At 47.7% G+C, this 19,019-nt stretch carries 20 protein-coding genes and 1 other annotated feature; of the genes, 19 read left to right on the top strand and 1 reads right to left on the bottom strand.

The features are described 5' to 3' along the window. The 10 genes from ACIFQN_RS23265 to pssA all read left to right on the top strand — a co-directional run. Nucleotides 1-188 (top strand): hypothetical protein (locus ACIFQN_RS23265; RefSeq protein ID WP_429835412.1); only part of this gene is annotated, 188 nt, incomplete at its 5' end. A gap of 59 nt (nt 189-247) precedes the next feature. Beyond that, nucleotides 248-1,369 carry an MGDG synthase family glycosyltransferase gene (locus ACIFQN_RS23260; protein WP_429835411.1) on the top strand — a complete coding sequence of 374 codons (1,122 nt, stop codon included), beginning with the start codon at nt 248-250 and terminating at the stop codon, nt 1,367-1,369. Nucleotides 1,370-1,400: 31 nt separating this feature from the next. Next, entirely contained in the window at nt 1,401-2,087 is a 687-nt protein-coding gene (locus ACIFQN_RS23255) for an HAD family hydrolase (protein ID WP_429835410.1), read from the top strand. 163 nt (nt 2,088-2,250) lie between these two features. Further along, complete coding sequence (locus tag ACIFQN_RS23250; protein ID WP_429835409.1) at nt 2,251-2,715, top strand: CtsR family transcriptional regulator; 465 nt, start codon at nt 2,251-2,253, stop codon at nt 2,713-2,715. 33 nt (nt 2,716-2,748) lie between these two features. Beyond that, nucleotides 2,749-3,267 (top strand): UvrB/UvrC motif-containing protein, encoded by a 519-nt coding sequence (locus ACIFQN_RS23245; RefSeq protein WP_429835414.1) that lies wholly within the window; start codon nt 2,749-2,751, stop codon nt 3,265-3,267. A gap of 21 nt (nt 3,268-3,288) precedes the next feature. After that, nucleotides 3,289-4,362 (top strand): protein arginine kinase, encoded by a 1,074-nt coding sequence (locus ACIFQN_RS23240; RefSeq protein ID WP_429835408.1) that lies wholly within the window; start codon nt 3,289-3,291, stop codon nt 4,360-4,362. A 68-nt stretch (nt 4,363-4,430) separates the two neighbouring features. After that, on the top strand, nt 4,431-6,881 hold the full coding sequence (locus tag ACIFQN_RS23235; RefSeq protein ID WP_429835407.1) for an ATP-dependent Clp protease ATP-binding subunit: 2,451 nt from the start codon (nt 4,431-4,433) through the stop codon (nt 6,879-6,881). A 104-nt stretch (nt 6,882-6,985) separates the two neighbouring features. Beyond that, entirely contained in the window at nt 6,986-8,353 is a 1,368-nt protein-coding gene (gene radA / locus ACIFQN_RS23230; RefSeq protein ID WP_429835406.1) for a DNA repair protein RadA, read from the top strand. Between the two features lie 9 nt (nt 8,354-8,362). Then, nucleotides 8,363-9,439 carry a DNA integrity scanning diadenylate cyclase DisA gene (gene disA / locus ACIFQN_RS23225; protein WP_429835405.1) on the top strand — a complete coding sequence of 359 codons (1,077 nt, stop codon included), beginning with the start codon at nt 8,363-8,365 and terminating at the stop codon, nt 9,437-9,439. A gap of 89 nt (nt 9,440-9,528) precedes the next feature. After that, complete coding sequence (pssA, locus tag ACIFQN_RS23220) at nt 9,529-10,257, top strand: CDP-diacylglycerol--serine O-phosphatidyltransferase (protein WP_429835404.1); 729 nt, start codon at nt 9,529-9,531, stop codon at nt 10,255-10,257. Nucleotides 10,258-10,351: 94 nt separating this feature from the next. On the opposite strand, the gene ACIFQN_RS23215 is transcribed toward pssA, so the two are convergent. Next, a complete protein-coding gene (locus tag ACIFQN_RS23215) occupies nt 10,352-10,747 on the bottom strand; it encodes a DUF1573 domain-containing protein (protein WP_429835403.1) in 396 nt (131 codons plus the stop codon). 285 nt (nt 10,748-11,032) lie between these two features. Here ACIFQN_RS23215 and ACIFQN_RS23210 point away from each other — a divergent pair, with 285 nt between their 5' ends. The 9 genes from ACIFQN_RS23210 (at nt 11,033) to ACIFQN_RS23170 (ending at nt 19,001) form a co-directional block, all read left to right on the top strand. Continuing rightward, nucleotides 11,033-12,121, top strand: a complete 1,089-nt coding sequence (locus ACIFQN_RS23210) for a PIN/TRAM domain-containing protein (protein WP_429835402.1) — start codon at nt 11,033-11,035, stop codon at nt 12,119-12,121. A 22-nt stretch (nt 12,122-12,143) separates the two neighbouring features. Next, a complete protein-coding gene (gene ispD, locus ACIFQN_RS23205; protein WP_429835401.1) occupies nt 12,144-12,830 on the top strand; it encodes a 2-C-methyl-D-erythritol 4-phosphate cytidylyltransferase in 687 nt (228 codons plus the stop codon). A 3-nt stretch (nt 12,831-12,833) separates the two neighbouring features. Next, entirely contained in the window at nt 12,834-13,307 is a 474-nt protein-coding gene (gene ispF, locus ACIFQN_RS23200) for a 2-C-methyl-D-erythritol 2,4-cyclodiphosphate synthase (RefSeq protein WP_429835400.1), read from the top strand. Nucleotides 13,308-13,391: 84 nt separating this feature from the next. Continuing rightward, nucleotides 13,392-14,858: a glutamate--tRNA ligase gene (gene gltX, locus ACIFQN_RS23195; protein ID WP_429835399.1), complete on the top strand. Its 1,467-nt coding sequence runs from the start codon at nt 13,392-13,394 to the stop codon at nt 14,856-14,858. Between the two features lie 26 nt (nt 14,859-14,884). Then, nucleotides 14,885-15,148: a binding site (T-box leader), on the top strand. A 96-nt stretch (nt 15,149-15,244) separates the two neighbouring features. Next, nucleotides 15,245-15,910 (top strand): serine O-acetyltransferase, encoded by a 666-nt coding sequence (gene cysE, locus ACIFQN_RS23190; RefSeq protein ID WP_429835398.1) that lies wholly within the window; start codon nt 15,245-15,247, stop codon nt 15,908-15,910. After that, nucleotides 15,891-17,297, top strand: coding sequence for a cysteine--tRNA ligase (gene cysS / locus ACIFQN_RS23185; protein ID WP_429835397.1), 1,407 nt, complete (start codon nt 15,891-15,893; stop codon nt 17,295-17,297). The genes cysE and cysS overlap by 20 nt, the downstream gene beginning before the upstream one ends. A gap of 17 nt (nt 17,298-17,314) precedes the next feature. Continuing rightward, nucleotides 17,315-17,716, top strand: coding sequence for a Mini-ribonuclease 3 (locus ACIFQN_RS23180; protein WP_429835396.1), 402 nt, complete (start codon nt 17,315-17,317; stop codon nt 17,714-17,716). 3 nt (nt 17,717-17,719) lie between these two features. Next, nucleotides 17,720-18,475: a 23S rRNA (guanosine(2251)-2'-O)-methyltransferase RlmB gene (gene rlmB, locus ACIFQN_RS23175; RefSeq protein WP_429835395.1), complete on the top strand. Its 756-nt coding sequence runs from the start codon at nt 17,720-17,722 to the stop codon at nt 18,473-18,475. A gap of 1 nt (nt 18,476) precedes the next feature. After that, on the top strand, nt 18,477-19,001 hold the full coding sequence (locus ACIFQN_RS23170; RefSeq protein ID WP_429835394.1) for an NYN domain-containing protein: 525 nt from the start codon (nt 18,477-18,479) through the stop codon (nt 18,999-19,001). The last annotated feature ends 18 nt before the right edge of the window (nt 19,002-19,019 follow it).

The raw sequence follows: 19,019 nt of genomic DNA, 5'->3' as shown, positions 1-19,019 counted from the left end.
CCACACTCTTAGCAATCATGCGTATTCAGTTTTCAGGGAATGAAATGAACCTCTTTACCCCAGAATGGGTAAGGAGGTTTTTCGTTTTTCATAAAAACGTCGAAAATCGCATTTACTTTGTCGATAAGTTAGGACGAATGGCCGACAAGATACCTCTTGCAGATACGTCAGGGGGTAGACTAACATGAGAAGGTACCTGATTCTGGCGTTGGAGTAGGCAAGGCAAGGTTATGAAGGAGAAGAATTCATGAAAAAAATCCTCATCTTTTCTGCTTCCATCGGCAACGGTCACAATCAAGCTGCCAGAGCTATGCAGGAGAGCTTGGCTGAGAATGGTTGCACGTCTATGATCATTGATACGTTGGAATACATTAGCCCCACGTTTCACAAGATCTTGTTGGAAAGCTATATGAACCTGTTGCGATTATCACCTAAAATGTGGGGTAGGATTTACCACAATACGGAAAAAAGTCGTTTCTTTGATATGAACGTTCTTATGAATAAATTGCTAGCAAACAAATTGAAAAAGCTAATTAATAGTGTCCAGCCCGACGCCTTCATTGCAACACACCCATTTGCAAGCTGCATGCTCTCTGTATTAAAAGGAAGAAATGATTGGAAGGAACCTATTTACACGATTATAACGGACTACACCATTCACCCGTCCTGGATTAATCATCACATCAATTACTACTTCATTGGGCATGAACAATTGTACTATCTAGTAGATATTTACCGGCAGGATCACCGTAAATTTATTCCGATGGGCATACCGATCATGAAGAAGTTCAGTTTGCCACTAGATACGGAGCAAATTAGGCAAAATCTCGGTCTATCACCCGAACAAAAGAGCATTATTCTTTCAGGAGGCGGATTAGGTCTGGGTTCCATGGAAAAAGTGCTTGACGGTCTTGAGGTCATCAACCTTCCACTGAAAACCTTTGTGTTGACAGGAACGAATGATAAGCTGTATAAAAAAGTCTCGAATCGCAGCTACAGGCACGAGGTAGTACCATTGAAATTTATTAGCAATTTCCATGAGTACCTAGAAACGGCTGATCTGATTGTAACCAAATCAGGTGGGCTGACATCTGCTGAAGTCATGAGTAAAAGAGTTCCCATGATCATTTATAATCCCCTGCCGGGACAAGAAGAGCGGAACAGTCACTTTTTGTTAAACAACGGTTGCGCGGTCCATGCTAATCTGTCGGAGCAATTAATTTACTTCATTGACGAATTATTGCACAGTCCGTCAAAAGTAGAGTACATGAGAAGAATGGGTCAAAAAATATCGAAACCGGATGCGGCCCAGCGAATCGCTGAATTTATTCGAGACGATATGCAAATGGTGCTAGACCAAGGAGAATGACGATCAAGAGGAGACAATTGAGGAGGAACACATGAGCATTCCTTTTGCCATATTGTTTGACATGGATGGTACTTTGCTCCAAACAGAGAAGCTGTCCACACCAGCCTTTACCAGAACGTTTAAGAAGCTCCAGGAAAAGGGGCTATGGGATGGACCTACCCCAGATGAGCCTGAAATAACGAATGTGCTCGGGATGACCATCGAACAGGTTTGGAACAAACTTTTACCAGGTGCGAGCAAAGAAACAGTACATGCAGCAGATACGTTGTTACTAGAAAATGAAATTCAATTAATTAATGAACGGATTACAGAGTTGTACCCAGGTGTAAAAGAGACGCTGCAGACTCTTCACGCACAGGGATTCGCGCTGTTTGTTGCAAGCAATGGTCAAGAAGCTTACATTGATGCTATATGCGAAGAATACGGTTTAAAGCCGCTTATGACCGATCTATATTCAGCAGGTCGATTTTCCACAAAAACAAAGAATGATCTAGTGGCTAAGCTGTTGGCCGATTATCAGGTGAAGCAGGCGATTATGGTAGGAGATCGCCACTCTGACGTGGAGGCAGGAAAGACCAATGGATTGTTTACCATCGGCTGCGATTTCGGTTTCGCTGAGCAAGGTGAACTGGATGGAGCAGATGTCGTCATTACAAATTTCTCGGAATTACTGGATACACTTTCAAAAATCGACACCATAACGCTAAAACAATCATAAACCATTCCGTCTGGAGTGGTTTTTTCCTTGGTTTCAAGCGACCCCTTTTTGCCCACAATAGAAAGTGTATTCACCACTTGCATGGACGTAGTAAAGGCATTATAATCAAAGTCAAAGATAGTCAAAGTCAATAGTCTAACACAGGGGAATAGGAGGCGATGACTTGCGTAACATCTCGGACATCATTGAACATCACTTAAAAAACATCATTACCGAGAGTCCCAATGGCGCTATCGAGATTCAGCGTAGTGAGCTTGCCGACCTTTTTCAATGTGTACCGTCCCAGATTAACTACGTCATCAACACCCGGTTTACCGTGCAAAAAGGGTATATCGTGGAAAGTAAACGTGGAGGCGGCGGATATATTCGAATTCGCAAAGTGCAGATTGTCAGCAAAGCCCGTTTGCAAGAATTGTTGACCGAGGAACTGATTGGCGAGAGCATTACACAAAATGTGGGTAATGCGATTGTAGAAAGATTGTTTGAAGAAGGCTTGGTCAACATTAGGGAAGCTACTTTGATGAAAATTGCCACTTCGCGAAACGTGTTGACTGTAGAAACGGAATTGCGGGATCGTTTGCGGGCAAATATTTTAAAGCAGATGATCGCGGCCATCTTATTGAAGTAACTGGAAAGCCAAGCGCTAGGAGGGGATGATGTGATGAACTGTGAGGAATGCGGAAAACGACCGGCGACACTTCATCTGACGAAAATCGTCAATGGCGAAAAAACCGAATACCATATTTGTGAGCACTGTGCTCAGGAAAAAGGGGACGTCTTTACCGGCTTTCACAATTTCAGCATCAATAATCTCCTGTCAGGACTATTGAAATTTGATCCCATGCAGAAAAACGGACGCGAATCGGCATCGAGCAAGCTGCTTCGGTGCGAAACCTGCGGACTCACATACGCCCAGTTTAGCAAAAGCGGGCGATTCGGTTGCAGCGATTGCTATACCTTCTTGGGGGATAAGCTTGATCCGTTGTTCCGTCGTATTCACGGCAATACCCAACATAGCGGGAAAGTGCCAGAGCGTACAGGGGGGCAACTGAAAATCCGCAAAGAGCTGGAGCAATTAAAGCAAGCCCTGCAAAGTCATGTTGCCAGTGAAGAGTTTGAGAAGGCAGCAGAGATGCGTGACCGGATACGCGCATTGGAACAAAAAATGGCCCAATCGTAGCAAGGGGAGGTAAAGCTGGTTATGAGCCAACAGCAGTTTATGCAAAACCCGTGGAGCAATTGGATGAAAGGAGAAGGTCCCGATTCCGATATCGTTATCAGCACACGGCTGCGTATCGCCCGAAACCTGCGCCAGCACCCTTTTCCGTTATTGGCAACGGACTCTCAAGGAGAGGAAGTAGTCAGGAAGGTAACGGAAGTATGCGATTCGGAGGCCATGCGCAAACGGCAGCCCCTGCAGATGATTCAAATGGATCAGGTAAACCCGTTGGAAAAGCGGGTTCTGGTGGAAAAGCATCTGATCAGCCCTCATTTGGCAGAGGAGTCGCGAAAAGGGGCCGTTTTACTTAGTCCAGACGAGTCGGTCAGCATCATGGTAAATGAAGAGGACCATATTCGGATTCAAGTTCTGTTGCCTGGGTTTCGATTGAATGAAGCATGGGAAATAGGTACAAAATTAGACGATATTTTCGAGAAGCACCTTAATTACGCGTTTGACGAGACCAGGGGCTATCTCACCAGCTGTCCAACCAATGTAGGAACAGGGATTCGAGCCTCCGTTATGCTTCATCTGCCGGCATTGGTTATGACGCAACAGATAAGCCGAATTCTCCAGGCAATTAATCAAGTGGGCTTGGTTGTTAGAGGAATTTACGGCGAAGGTAGCGAAGCGTTAGGTAACCTGTTTCAGCTCTCCAACCAGGTGACATTAGGAATGTCGGAGACAGATATTCTCTCCAACCTGTATGGAGTAGCAAGGCAAATTATTGAGCAGGAACGTGTAGCACGCACTTATTTGCTTGAGCATACGCGCATATCTTTGGAGGATCGTATTTTCCGCTCGTACGGCATTTTGATGTACGCACGTACGGTAGAGTCCAAAGAAGCGGCCCAACGTCTATCCGATGTGCGGCTAGGAATTGATCTTGGTGTAATTCAGGGTGTCTCGCCGCTGGTTTTAAACGAACTGCTCGTTACGACCCAGCCAGGTTTTCTTCAGCAGCACGCGGGACAAAAGCTGACGCCCGATCAGCGAGACGAACGCAGGGCTCGGCTGATTCGAGAACGGATTGCAGACACGGAGTCATCCAATTGATCGTAAATAAAGCAACACGCAACAGTTAACCCATAGAGAAAAAACACGGTTATACGGAGGTGTACGATATGATGTTTGGACGTTTTACAGAACGAGCACAAAAAGTACTGGCGCTTGCCCTGGAAGAGGCAGTGCGCCTTGGACACAAGGATATTGGGACAGAACATGTACTGCTGGGACTGATTCGAGAGGGAGAGGGCATTGCTGCCAAAGCATTGCAATCACTCGGGCTTGGCCTCGACAAAATCCAGAGTGAAGTGGAGTCGTTAATCGGGCGCGGAACAGAACAGTCCGGTAGTAATTACACACCAAACTATACACCTCGCGCCAAAAAGGTAATTGAACTGTCCATGGATGAGGCCCGCAAGCTGGGTCATACCTACGTGGGCACAGAACACATCCTGCTTGGTCTGATCCGTGAAGGGGAAGGCATTGCGGCACGCATCATGAACAACTTGGGTGTCAGTTTGAACAAAGCACGCCAGCAAGTGCTGCAGCTTTTAGGCAGCTCGGAATTAATGGCATCCCATCAGCCGTCTGGCGGAAATCCTGCAGCGAATACTCCTACCTTGGATGGATTGGCTCGCGACCTGACTGCCATCGCACGTGACGGCGGACTAGATCCGGTAATTGGTCGTCAAAAAGAAATTGAGCGCGTGATCCAGGTGCTAAGCAGACGCACCAAAAACAACCCAGTATTGATCGGGGAGCCTGGTGTAGGGAAAACAGCCATTGCTGAGGGCCTCGCGCAAAAAATTGTAAACAACGAAATCCCGGAAACACTTCGCGATAAACGTGTGATGACACTGGATATGGGTACAGTTGTGGCAGGCACCAAGTATCGTGGTGAATTTGAAGACCGTCTGAAAAAGATTATGGACGAAATCAGGCAGGCAGGGAACATCATCCTGTTCATTGACGAATTGCATACATTGATTGGCGCCGGTGGAGCAGAAGGTGCAATTGATGCCTCCAACATTTTGAAGCCGGCTCTTGCCCGCGGTGAATTGCAGTGTGTAGGGGCGACAACCCTGGACGAATACCGCAAGTACATTGAAAAGGATGCAGCGCTGGAGCGTCGTTTCCAACCGATTCAAGTCGACGAGCCGTCGGCAGAAGACGCTATTAAAATTCTGCATGGCCTCCGCGACCGTTATGAAGCGCATCACCGTGTCAAAATTACCGATGAAGCAATCGAGCAGGCAGTTAAGCTGTCTGACCGCTATATCCCAGACCGTTTCTTGCCGGACAAGGCAATTGACTTAGTAGATGAAGCAGCTTCCAAAGTGCGTTTGCAGTCCTTTACGGTTCCGCCGAATCTCAAGGAGCTGGAAGGGCGCTTGGAAGAGGTACGCAAGGAAAAAGACGCTGCAGTGCAGTCTCAGGAGTTCGAAGAGGCAGCAGCACTTCGTGATCAAGAACAAAAGCTGCGCGAAGAACTGGATAAAACCAAAAAGGACTGGAAAGAGCGCCAAGGCCAGCTAAACATGGAAGTAACTCCAGAGGATATCGCAACAGTGGTAGCGAGCTGGACCGGAATCCCTGTCCTCAAGCTGAAGGAAGAGGAAACCGAGCGTCTCTTGAAAATGGAAGAAATCCTGCATGATCGGGTTATTGGTCAGGATGAAGCGGTCAAATCCATCTCCCGTGCTGTTCGCCGTGCACGTGCCGGTCTCAAGGATCCGAAACGCCCAATTGGCTCGTTTATTTTCCTCGGCCCTACCGGTGTAGGGAAGACTGAATTAGCCCGTGCTGTAGCAGAGACGCTCTTTGGAGACGAGGACGCGATGATTCGGGTAGACATGTCCGAGTACATGGAGAAACACTCGACAGCTCGTCTGGTGGGTGCTCCTCCAGGATACGTCGGTTATGACGAAGGCGGTCAATTGACAGAAAAGGTACGCCGCAAGCCTTACTCTGTCATCTTGCTGGATGAAATCGAAAAAGCGCATCCAGATGTGTTCAATATCTTGCTGCAGGTCCTAGATGATGGTCGTTTGACCGATTCCAAAGGCCGCACGGTAGACTTCCGAAACACAGTAGTTATCATGACCTCCAACGTAGGGGCAAGCATGATCAAGAAAAACACGACGCTTGGCTTTACCACTGGAGATACTGAAAGAAAATATCAGGACATGAAGGATAAAGTTATGGATGAACTGAAAAAGAGCTTCCGTCCTGAGTTCCTGAACCGGATCGACGAAGTCATTGTGTTCCACTCGCTGGAGCAAGAGCATATTGAGAGAATCGTCACCTTGATGACGGATGAGCTGCGCAAACGCTTGAAGGAACAAAGCATTGACTTCCAATTGACCGACGATGCTAAGAAAATATTGGCAAAGGAAGGTTTCGATCCCGCGTACGGTGCACGTCCATTGCGTCGTGCCATTCAGCGCCATATTGAGGACAGATTGTCTGAAGAGCTGCTAAAAGGCAACATCAGTAAAGGGGACACCGTCAATATTGAGTCCGATGAAGGTAAGCTGGTGGTCAAGCGCTTGGAAAAAACCAAATCGTAAACGAGCAAAAATCTGCAGAATGCCTCCAGTTTTAGGAGGTGTTCTTTTTTTAGGTGCGTATCTATGATAAAAATAGAGGAGAAATTCCAAGTGAGGGTGCGAATATGTCAAAGTATAAAACGAAATACGCGTGTCAAGAATGTGGCTATGAATCACCGAAATGGATGGGAAAATGTCCTGGCTGTAATAGCTGGAATACATTAGTCGAAGAAGTAACATTAAAAACTGCGCATCGGCACGAAGGAATGAGCGGCGGACAGCGTCAGGCCGCGATTCCACTGACTGAGGTAGCCAGTAATGAAGACCCGCGGATGGATACGACTATCGGGGAATTAAACCGTGTTCTAGGTGGTGGGCTCGTTCCTGGTTCACTTATTCTGGTCGGGGGAGACCCGGGAATCGGCAAATCGACACTTCTTTTGCAGACCTCCTTTACATTAGCTCACCAGGGGGCAAAAGTGCTTTATGTATCAGGTGAGGAATCTGCAAAACAAATCAAATTGCGTGCAGATCGTCTCAATATGAAAACTCCTCCCATGTTTGTCTTAGCAGAAAATGATTTGGATTTGATCGAACAGCATATTAATCAAGTAGACCCCCATGTATTGATCATCGACTCGATCCAGACGGTTTTCCACCCAGCGGTTCAATCGGCGGCAGGAAGCGTTGCTCAAGTCCGTGAAGCCACCGCACAACTGATGAGAATCGCTAAAGGAAAAGGGATTGGAACGTTCATTGTGGGCCACGTGACAAAGGAAGGCTCCATTGCCGGACCCCGAATGCTGGAACACATGGTTGACGCTGTGCTTTATTTCGAGGGAGAACGACATAATACGTTCCGAATTTTACGGGCAGTCAAAAACCGCTTTGGTTCGACAAATGAAATCGGAATTTTTGAGATGAAGGATCGCGGTCTGGAGGAAGTAGCAAATCCTTCAGAGATTTTTCTGGCAGAGCGTCCATTTGGCGTAGCTGGCTCGACTGTCGTAGCAAGCATGGAGGGTACCCGTCCTGTCTTGGTTGAGTTGCAGGCACTTGTGGCACCGACAAGCTTTGTGACACCGAGGAGAATGGCGACAGGGGTCGATCATCAGCGCGTGGCGATGATTATGGCCGTACTCGAAAAGAGAATGGGCATGATGCTGCAAAATCAAGACGCGTATGTCAACGTGGCAGGGGGAGTACGATTGGATGAACCTGCTGTCGACCTGGCGATCGCGGTCAGCATTGCCAGCAGCTTTCGCGACCACGCTACCAACCCGCACGACGTGGTGATTGGAGAAATCGGTCTGACCGGAGAGGTGCGAGGAGTATCACGAATTGAACAACGTGTGCGCGAGGCACACAAACTCGGCTTCAAGCGTGTCATTATACCGGAGAAAAACATTCGTGGATTAGATGCACCGGACGATATTCAAGTAATTGGCGTAAATAATATTGCAGAAGCTTTGAACGAGGTGATAAGGGGGTAGGGGCGAAGGATGCAGGAGAACACCAAAAGAAATCCGCTTTTTAGTGATGTGCTTCGCTTGGTCGCTCCCGGTACACAGCTTCGGGAAGGGCTGGAAAATGTTTTGCGGGCCAAAACCGGCGGACTGATCGTCGTCGGTTACGGTCCGGAGTTGAAGTCGATCGTAGATGGCGGTTTTTCCATCAATTGTGACTTCTCTCCTGCCCATTTGTATGAATTGGCGAAGATGGATGGGGCGATTATAGTAAGTGAAGACGCAAAACGTATCCTGTATGCCAATACCCAACTCTTTCCTCCTGCCTCCATTTCTACAAGTGAAACAGGAACACGCCATCGAACGGCCCAACGGACGGCAATCCAGACCCATTATCTGGTCATTGCTATTTCCCAAAGGCGAAATGTCATCACCCTGTACCAGGGGAACTTTCGCTATGTCTTAAATGAAATCAGTGTCATCCTGGCCAAAGCCAACCAGGCAGTCTCTACCTTGGAAAAATACAAGGCCGTATTGGATCAGGCGCTGACCAATCTCGGTGCGTTGGAATTCGAGGAATTGGTAACCTTGCACGAAGTTACCTTCGTTTTGCAACGAATTGAGATGGTATTACGTATTAAGACAGAAGTCTCCAAGTACATATGCGAGCTAGGGGTAGAGGGCAGGCTTGTCAGCATGCAGATGGAGGAACTGGTTTCCAATATTGAGGAAGAAGCTCATATGCTCATTCGGGATTATTGTCGAGACGTGTCACAAACTCCCGAAAATGTATTGCGTGACATGAAAAAATTAAGCTCGGAAGAAATGCTTGAATTGAGCTCTTTTTTGCGTGTATTAGGGTTTTCCTCCAATGTCAGTATGCTTGAAGAATCTGTCTCCCCGAGAGGTTATCGTATTCTGCAAAGGATCCCGCGATTGCCCATTTCAATCATTACGAAACTGGTTGCGTATTTCCACAATTTACCTCGAATTATGATGGCGACTATTCAAGAACTGGATGAGGTTGAGGGGATCGGGGAAGTTCGAGCGAGGGCCATCAAAGACGGCCTGAAACGGATTCAGGAACAAGTGTTCATTGACAGGCACATTTAAAGTAGATAGGATTAAGGCATTATTTGTATTAAACATTTGCCTAGGAGACCACCAAATCTTCTTAGCAGAAGAAATCAGGAGGTAAGTCTATGTTCGTGAAATCGTTACCGAACATACTAACCGTAAGCAATTTGTTTTTGGGAGTTTTAGCAATTATTCTCGCGTTTCAAGGCGATCACTACGTCGATTATGCGGCCATTACAGTGATAATTGGTATGCTGGCAGACGGACTGGACGGACGCGTAGCCCGAATGCTGAATGCACAAAGTGAATTCGGTAAAGAACTGGATTCTCTTTCTGACGTCATTACTTTCGGGGTAGCGCCAGCGTTCATTATGTATGTAGTCGTCCTGCAAGACTTCAATTTGCTCGGTATTTTCGTTACAGCGATTTTTCCAATCTGTGGAGCGTTGCGCTTGGCTCGTTTTAACGTTCAAGCCGGAGTTCCGGGATACTTCATCGGTTTGCCTATTACGGCAGCAGGTGGCGTACTTGCCACGCTTGCACTGTACCACCAAGTGTTTAATCCGATACTGCTTGCAGTAAGCATGCTTCTTCTCGCTTTTTTGATGGTATCTAAGGTCAAATATCCGAATTTCAAAAAAGTCGGGATTCCCAAGTCAGCGTACTGGATTACACCCATTATCATCGCCATTGTGGTCGTGGTAGCAATCAAGTACCCGCAGCAATTTCCCAAGATTGTCTTCTTGCCACTCGCATTCTATGCTCTTTACGGAATAAAAAAAAACGTTGACTTTCTCGTCAAAAAATTACGTAAGAGAAAAAACAAAGAAGAAGAATCGGTGCCGTTTGAATAAGCGGCTTGATGCAAAAAACCCGCCAACCAAAGTGCGGGTTTTTCATTTTTCTATGCAACTTTTTTGGGGGGTGGTTCGTAATACGAGTGTGAGACTAAGAAAGATTGAATACACCTAGGGTGTTCAGTCGTTTCGACTCTTTCTCCAAGACGTCCTCTAGCTTGATGTCCGTGATATTGCACAAGGCAGTGAGATAAAACAGGTTTTTTCCGAGCTCGGCTGTAACTACGTCGCGGCAATGCTCGCACAGGGGTCCGGTAAAGTGGGTGTCCAATTGAGACTTGTTTTCCTCCAAGTTTTTATTGGAATCGTACGTTTGCTTTTTGGCAACCACTTCGACACAGCCGCAATCGGTGATAGCTTTTGTCAGTGAACGGTTAATGCGGGATGCCGTTTCCTGAACTTTGGACATGACGTCCAGTACGCTCCGATGTCTGATCAAGAGTTCCGATACTTGCGTTTGAAAGTCACCTACATTTCGATTGTCCATATGATTCACCTCTGCTTTAGGCTGTTGATATCGTCATAATTTTCGCGCATTCGTTATTGCCATTATAAGAAGGGAGTCTGCTCTCTGTCAATTTGCATCCGAAGGAAACAGGTGTTTGAGGTTGACGGGAAAATGACAACTATGTTAAAATTTTTGGCTATTTGACATGGTAAAATCATTTTTGCTATAGTGGGGGAAAGTGGCAATGAAGCAATTTAGCCATTTGGAAAGAAACAGGGTTTTACTCAAAGCTTTACGTCTATATTAATAAAAGGAGGTGAAGGCATGGTACGCCGCATAGGAAAAATCTTTTTTGTTTTGGTTGGCGGTGGCTTAGGGTACCAATATGGTGCTGACCTATTTGCGCTGCTAAATCCGCTTTTGAATTTCGGTGTAGTAGCTGGAACGCAATATATTGGAGCGGTACTTGGTGCCATCTTGTTCTTCTTTTTAGCCAATTGGTTATTGGATTATATTTTGAGAGTAGTTCGTTGGGGAGAAGAGACGCTCGTCAAAATGCCAATTGTCGATGTTATGTTCGGAGCGATGGGGTTGATTAGTGGTCTTATTGTTGCCTTTTTATTATTCCTGCCCATCAGTAAAATTCCGATCCCAGTGATAGGAGATCTTTTGCCGTTGGTTGTTTCCGGGTTGCTTGGCTATTTGGGGTTCCAAGTAGGTTTTCGCAAGCGGGACGAGATTATGTCCGTTTTTTCAATCGGACGCAAGGATAAGAAAAAAGACAACGCAACGACCATGACGAACGTAGAAAACAAGATTTTGGACACAAGCGTTATCATTGATGGACGCATTGCAGATATTTGTCGCACCGGCTTTCTGGAAGGTGTGCTGGTCATTCCGGGGTTTGTGTTAGAAGAGCTGCAGCATATCGCTGATTCCTCCGATGTATTGAAAAGGAATCGCGGCCGCCGCGGTCTGGATATCTTGAATAAGATTCAAAAGGAAATGAAAGTAAAGGTTCAGATTTGGGAAGGCGATTTTGAAGAAGTCTCTGAGGTCGACAGCAAGCTGATCAAGCTGGCAAAAGTGATGAACGGAAAAGTCGTCACAAACGACTTTAACTTGAACAAGGTATGCGAGCTGCAAGGTGTTGCGGTACTGAACATCAACGACCTGGCAAATGCAGTGAAGCCAGTAGTCCTGCCTGGTGAAGAGATGAATGTACAGGTGATCAAGGACGGCAAAGAACACGGTCAAGGAGTAGCCTACTTGGATGACGGCACCATGATCGTCGTAGAAGGCGGACGTGAATATATCGGCAACGATGTCGATGTACTTGTGACCAGCGTGCTGCAAACATCAGCAGGACGGATGATCTTCGCCAAGCCGAAGCTTTTGGAAAGAGCTTTATAGAAAAGACGGGAGAGGAACTATCGTGAGTACGGGTGTCGTCATCGTTGCAGCTGGTTCTGGTAAACGAATGCGCGGGCAACGAAACAAGTTGTGGTTACCGCTTGCGGGAGAGCCGATTTTGGCTCATACGGTGCGACTCTTTACCACTCATCAAGACGTGGATCAGATCGTGCTGGTAGTAAGCGAGCAAGACCACGCCGATGTATTGACCTGGCTCCAGAAAGAAGCGATCCAGCTTACGGTCGTACTGGGTGGAGTGGAGCGTCAGGATAGTGTGCGAAATGGTCTCGCTGCACTATCGGCGGATTGCACGTACGTACTTGTCCACGATGCTGCCCGGCCATTTATTACTCGCGAACAGATCAGCGCTATGATCAGACAGGTAGAGCACGATCAGGCAATGATCATGGCTGTGCCTGTCAAAGACACGATAAAAGTGGTGGGGCCCACAGGAATTGTGGAATCAACTCCGGCACGGGAAAGCTTGTGGGCGGTACAAACCCCACAAGCTTTTCGTATGTCTTTGTTGCGAGATGCGCATGAGGCAGCGCAGCGGGCTAGGAAAATGGGTACAGATGACGCGATGCTGGTAGAATGGCTCGGTCACCCTGTAAAAGTCATGCCAGGAAGCTATGAAAACATTAAGATTACTACGCCAGATGATATATGGCTCGGTGAAGAGATATTGCGAAAGCGAAAGGGAGAGTAGCTCATGCGTATTGGACAAGGCTTTGATGTGCATCAACTGGTGGAGGATCGTCCTTGCATTATCGGAGGCGTCACCATCCCGTACGAAAAAGGTTTGTTAGGGCATTCCGATGCAGACGTGCTCCTGCATGCCATCAGCGACGCGATCCTCGGTGCAATTGGAGAAGGGGACATCGGTCGTCATTTTCCCGATACGGACCCAGCATTTAAAGACGCGGACAGCGTGAAACTCTTGGAGCATGTATGGAAAATGGTCAAAGAACGCGGATACCGATTGGGAAATGTAGATGCTACCATTATCGCCCAAGCGCCAAAGATGGCTCCGTACATACCGCAGATGTGTGAGGTCATCGCGCGCGTATTGGAGGCGGATGATCTGTCCCAGGTAAATGTGAAGGCAACAACCTCGGAAAAGCTCGGCTTTACGGGGCGGGGAGAGGGAATCGCGGCTCAGGCTGCATGCTTGCTTGTCAAGTAGAAGGGCAAGGTGTAACATAGAGCCTTAGAAACATGTATCAATGAGAATTTATTCCCTTTTACATTCATAAGGATGGTGCTACCAATGGCGAAAGAAATCCGCACGCGTTATGCGCCCAGTCCTACGGGGCATTTACACATCGGCGGTGCGCGAACTGCACTTTTCAACTATTTGTTTGCGAAACATCACGGAGGTTCGTTCATCGTTCGGATTGAAGATACGGACCAGACGCGGAATAAGGAAAATGCTGACGAAGAGCAGATGAAAAATCTGAAATGGCTCGGAGTCGAATGGGTAGAAGGCACAGATCTTGGCGGGCCGTATGGGCCGTATCGTCAAACCGAACGACTGGACATTTATCGCACTTATATTGATCAGCTTTTGGCAGAAGGCAAGGCGTACTACTGCTACGCTACCAAAGAAGAGCTGGACGCTGAGCGTGAAGAGCAGATTGCCCGCGGTGAAACGCCGCGCATTCTGGAAAAGCATCGCCATGTAACAGAAGAACAGCGAGCACAGTATGAAGCAGAAGGACGCGTTCCGTCCATTCACTTCCTCGTACTAGAAGACCGAGAGTACGTTGTCGATGATATGATTCGTGGACAAGTAACGTTCAATTCCAATGAGATGGGTGACTTCGTTATTTGTCGTCCTGACGGGATTCCGACATACAACTTCGCGGTAGTTATTGACGACTACCTGATGAAGATCAGCCACGTCATTCGCGGGGAAGAGCATCTCTCTAACACGCCTCGTCAATTGATGATTTATGAGGCATTTGGTTGGGAAGCACCGCAGTTTGCTCACTTGGCGCTGATCCTGAATCAAGACGGCAAAAAAATGTCCAAGCGCGATGAAAGCATCTTGCAGTTCATCGAGCAATATCGCGACCTTGGCTTCTTGCCGGATGCCATTGTGAATTTCCTTGTTCTATTGGGCTGGTCTCCAGGTGGAGAAGAAGAGATTTTCGGCATGGAGGATCTGATCAAGCTGTTTTCCGCAGACCGTGTGAGCAAATCTCCTGCCGTTTTTGATGCGACCAAAATGAACTGGATGAACAACTTCTACCTGAAGCGTCAACCGCTGGATCTGATTACACAGATGTGCGTACCGCATCTGCAAAAAGCGGGCTTCATCGAGGAATCACTTTCGGATGAAAAGCGAGAGTGGGTTCGCAGTATCGTTGCCCTCTATCAGGAGCAGATGTCGTACTGTGCACAAATCGTTCCGCTTGCGGCTCTTTTCTTCCTGGACGAAGTGGTGTACGATGAAGAAGCAGCATTGGTATTGAAAGAACCACAACTGCCAGAGGTGCTTTCCTCTTTTGTGAAACACCTGTCGGCTATTGACGCATATAATGTGGATGTTATCAAAGCAGCGCTGAAAGACGTACAAAAGGAAACAGGCCACAAAGGAAAAGCATTGTTTATGCCGGTCCGTGTGGCAGCTACCGGCCAGGCGCACGGTCGTGATCTTGCCGAGACGCTGTATCTCTTAGGACGTGACAAAGTAATTGCACGCACCGAAAATGTGATTGCAAACGGAAAGTAGGCTACCGCCTCAACCGTGAATAGAGATTGAATGCGACGATCAGGAGAAGTACAGCAGGAATATACGTCTACAGAGAGGATGGAGAGGTGAGAGCCATCCGGCGTGTACTGTATGGAAATGCGCCTGTGAGCAGTGAGCCGAACAGGTCTGTCCAAAGTAGGATAGACGCAAGTAGGTGCCATCGGTGCCCCGCCGTTATCGGGATTTGAGCGAGATTGTTTGGGCTGTTTGTTCAGCCATTTTGTGGAACAATCTAAGCAGAGTGGAACCACGGTTAAACCGTCTCTGTCCCTTCGTAATTGAGGGGGCAGGGGCGTTTTTCATTTTTAGAGGATGTTCACAGGGTTTTTTATCGCAGGAAAATCAGGCAGGAGGTGCCACTCAAAATGTTTGCACAGATGAAAGATGACATTCAAGCTGTATTTGAACGAGACCCGGCTGCGCGCAGTACCCTGGAGGTTGTGATGACCTATGCTGGTCTGCACGCAATATGGGGGCACCGGATTGCCCACAAGCTATGGAAGGCCAAATGGTGTACGACGGCTCGTGTTGTTTCTCAAGTGACCCGCTTTTTTACCGGGATTGAGATTCACCCGGGCGCGCGGATTGGCCAAGGTTTGTTTATTGATCACGGAAGTGGAGTCGTCATCGGAGAGACTTGCGAAATTGGTGACAACGTGACGATTTACCAAGGTGTTACGCTTGGGGGAACAGGCAAGGAAAAAGGCAAACGTCATCCCACGGTGGGTAATGATGTGATTATTGCTACGGGAGCAAAGGTGTTGGGTTCCTTCAAGATTGGCGATAATTCAAAGATAGGGGCCGGTGCCGTTGTTTTGCAGGAGGTACCACCCAATTCGACCGTAGTCGGGATTAAAGCACGTATCGTCATACAGGACGGCAAACGCGTCAAAAACGATTTGGATCACGTTAATATGCCTGACCCGGTGGCCGATACCATTCGTTTGATGCAAAAAGAAATTGACCACTTGCGAAAAGAATTGGACCATTTGAGGGAGGATAAAAAGAACAATGGGCATTCAACTGACTAATACGATGACACGTCGAAAGGAACCGTTTGTTACATTGGAGCCAGGAAAGGTAAAGATGTACGTGTGCGGTCCGACCGTGTACAACTACATTCACATTGGAAACGCCCGTCCTGCTATTGTTTTCGACACACTTCGCCGATATTTGAAATATCGCGGTTACGAAGTGACGTTTGTGCAAAACATTACGGATGTGGACGATAAATTGATTCGAGTCGCGAATCAAGAAGGAACCACTGTCAAGGAAGTAGCGGATCGGTATACAGATGCATTCAATGAAGATTTGCGCTCCTTACATGTACTGCCTCCTGACATTCAACCGCGCGTGATGCAGACCATTCCGGAAATCATAGAGTTTGTGGAAGGACTGATCGACAAAGGCTTTGCGTACGAGAGCGAAGGCGATGTCTATTTCCGTACAGGACGTTTCAATGAGTACGGAAAGCTCTCCCATCAACCGCTCGATGATCTGCAGGCCGGTGCTCGCGTAGAGATTAATGAGAAAAAGGAACATCCGCTCGACTTTGTTCTATGGAAAGCGGCGAAGACGGGTGAGGTTACGTGGAGCAGTCCTTGGGGTGAAGGTCGTCCGGGCTGGCATATTGAGTGCTCGGCTATGGCTTTGAAGTTTTTAGGTGAGGAAATTGATATCCATGCAGGCGGTACCGATCTCGTGTTCCCGCACCATGAAAATGAAATTGCACAGTCAGAGTGCTTTACGGGCAAGGTATTTGCTCGCTACTGGTTGCACAATGGCATGCTCAATATCGACAACGAAAAAATGTCTAAATCACTGGGGAATTTCCTCTTGGCACGTGACCTGACGAAAGAATATGGCGGCCAGCTGATCCGCTTTTTCATGCTTCAAGGCCATTACCGCAACCCGATAAACTTTAGTGAAGAGCTACTTACACAAGCGGCGAACGGTCTGGAACGAATCAAGACGGCCTACACCAATCTGTCTCACCGATTGGAGACGTCTCGAGATGAAGAGCCAAACGGTCAGGAAGCTCAGCAGGCTAAAATCATTAGCGAACTGCGCGAACAGTTCATTGCCGAGATGGATGATGATCTGAATACAGCCAATGCGATCACGGTATTCTTTGACATCGTGAAAGAAGCCAATCTGTACATGCGCAATCAAAATGTGGGCACCAAGGAAGTCCGCGCATATATGGATCTGCTTGTAGAGTTGACGGGCGTACTTGGACTTGAACTTGAAGAAGAGCAGGAACTCGTGGACAGTGAAATTGACGCGTTGATCGAAGAGCGAACAGCGGCTCGCAAAGCACGTAATTTTGCCCGTTCAGACGAAATCCGGGATTTGCTCGCAGCAAAAGGAATCGTGCTGGAAGACACTCCTCAGGGTGTTCGCTGGCGCCGTAAGTAAGGGGCCGAAGAGAAACGATGCAAAAAGAAGAACTAACCCGAGATCCTAATCTGACCAATCCACTGGTGCTAGCCTTTCTCGGCGACGCTACCTATGCTCATTGTGTGAGGTATCATCTGATCGCCAAGGGGCTGGTTAAACCAAACCAGCTCCACAAAACAGCTAACCGGTACGTTTCAGCCAAAGCGCAGGCGAATATCTTATTGACGCTCATGCCCACGCTGCCGGAAGAAGAGCTGAATGTGGTAAAACGGGGGCGGAATGCCAAGTCTGGCTCCACCGCGAAAAATGCCGATATTATCGATTATCGGCATGCCACGGCGTTTGAAGCATTGATCGGATACTTGTATTTGAGCGGAAGAGAAGAGCGGATCGCTGAAATTGTGCAGCAAGCTTTTGCTATTGTGGAAGGAGAATAAAGCATGAGTGAAGAGTGGATTGTTGGGAAAAACCCTGTGATCGAGGCGCTCCGTGCAGGGCGTACGATCAATAAGATTTGGATTGCAGAAGGAACAAACAAGAACCTGATGGGACCTGTTTTTTCCCTTGCAAAGGACCAGGGCGTGATTGTAACAACAGCGAATCGCAAGAAGCTGGATCAGCTTGCGTCGACGGACAATCATCAGGGGGTTATCGCCTCTGTAGCGGCCTACGACTATGTAGAAGTGGACGATATTTTGAAGCGGGCTGAAGAGAAGAACGAGCAGCCCTTCCTTCTTTTGCTGGACGAGCTGGAGGATCCGCACAATCTGGGCTCCATCATGCGTACGGCAGATGCGGTGGGAGCACATGGAGTCATTATTCCAAAAAGGCGTTCGGTGAGCCTGACTGCAACGGTTGCTAAATCATCCGCCGGGGCTATCAACTACGTCCCTGTAGCACGTGTGACTAATCTAGTTCGGACCATGGAAGAATTAAAAGAACGCGGTGTCTGGATTGCAGGTACTGATGCGAGTGCCAAGCAAGACTTCCGCCAAGGAGATTTTACAATGCCGCTTGCCATCGTTATCGGCAGTGAGGGTAAAGGAATCAGTCGTCTCGTTCGGGAAAATTGCGATTTTCTCTACAGCCTTCCAATGGCGGGCAATGTGACCTCTCTCAACGCCTCGGTAGCTGCGGCATTATTGATGTATGAAGTATACCGTTCCAGGAGTCCACTTCCGACGCGGGTGAAATGAGATGGCCAAAAAGAAAGCCAAGCAACTGCTGATCGTTGACGGTTATAATATCATCGGTGCCTGGCCTGACTTGCGTGCATTAAAAGATCAGGATCGTATGGACGAGGCGCGCGATCAGCTCATTTCCAAAATGGCTGAATATCAGAGCTATACGGGGATGAAAGTAATCATCGTTTTTGATGCATACAACGTACCTGGCATTGGCCGTCAAATGGAAGACTACCTGGTCGAAATTTATTTTACGAAAAAAAAGGAGACGGCTGACGAAAAAATTGAGCAGTTAGTCTCCGAATTTCACCAGAAAAATCGACAAATCTATGTAGCGACTTCTGACTACACTTCCCAGCGGGTCATTTTCGGCCAGGGAGCACTGCGTAAATCCGCGCGGGAGTTGTTGCTTGATATGGAAAATGCAGGCAAGGAAATCAAACGGCAGGTCGATAAAACACAGGAAGAACGCTTCTCCACACGCATTACTTTGAATGATGAAATAGCGAAAATATTCGAAAAATGGAGAAGGGAATAACTTGGATTCGGTTGACGC

It is taken from the genome of Brevibacillus sp. NRS-1366, assembly GCF_050467985.1.
This window is presented reverse-complemented; position numbering and strand designations above follow the sequence as displayed.

Coding starts and splice junctions, on each gene's coding strand:
- ACIFQN_RS23260 (WP_429835411.1), top strand. CDS start 248: ATGAAAAAAATCCTCATCTTTTCTGCTTCCATCGGCAACGGTCACAAT.
- ACIFQN_RS23255 (WP_429835410.1), top strand. CDS start 1,401: ATGAGCATTCCTTTTGCCATATTGTTTGACATGGATGGTACTTTGCTC.
- ACIFQN_RS23245 (WP_429835414.1), top strand. CDS start 2,749: ATGAACTGTGAGGAATGCGGAAAACGACCGGCGACACTTCATCTGACG.
- ACIFQN_RS23240 (WP_429835408.1), top strand. CDS start 3,289: ATGAGCCAACAGCAGTTTATGCAAAACCCGTGGAGCAATTGGATGAAA.
- ACIFQN_RS23235 (WP_429835407.1), top strand. CDS start 4,431: ATGATGTTTGGACGTTTTACAGAACGAGCACAAAAAGTACTGGCGCTT.
- radA (WP_429835406.1), top strand. CDS start 6,986: ATGTCAAAGTATAAAACGAAATACGCGTGTCAAGAATGTGGCTATGAA.
- disA (WP_429835405.1), top strand. CDS start 8,363: ATGCAGGAGAACACCAAAAGAAATCCGCTTTTTAGTGATGTGCTTCGC.
- pssA (WP_429835404.1), top strand. CDS start 9,529: ATGTTCGTGAAATCGTTACCGAACATACTAACCGTAAGCAATTTGTTT.
- ACIFQN_RS23215 (WP_429835403.1), bottom strand. CDS start 10,747: ATGGACAATCGAAATGTAGGTGACTTTCAAACGCAAGTATCGGAACTC.
- ACIFQN_RS23210 (WP_429835402.1), top strand. CDS start 11,033: ATGGTACGCCGCATAGGAAAAATCTTTTTTGTTTTGGTTGGCGGTGGC.
- ispF (WP_429835400.1), top strand. CDS start 12,834: ATGCGTATTGGACAAGGCTTTGATGTGCATCAACTGGTGGAGGATCGT.
- gltX (WP_429835399.1), top strand. CDS start 13,392: ATGGCGAAAGAAATCCGCACGCGTTATGCGCCCAGTCCTACGGGGCAT.
- cysE (WP_429835398.1), top strand. CDS start 15,245: ATGTTTGCACAGATGAAAGATGACATTCAAGCTGTATTTGAACGAGAC.
- cysS (WP_429835397.1), top strand. CDS start 15,891: ATGGGCATTCAACTGACTAATACGATGACACGTCGAAAGGAACCGTTT.
- ACIFQN_RS23180 (WP_429835396.1), top strand. CDS start 17,315: ATGCAAAAAGAAGAACTAACCCGAGATCCTAATCTGACCAATCCACTG.
- rlmB (WP_429835395.1), top strand. CDS start 17,720: ATGAGTGAAGAGTGGATTGTTGGGAAAAACCCTGTGATCGAGGCGCTC.
- ACIFQN_RS23170 (WP_429835394.1), top strand. CDS start 18,477: ATGGCCAAAAAGAAAGCCAAGCAACTGCTGATCGTTGACGGTTATAAT.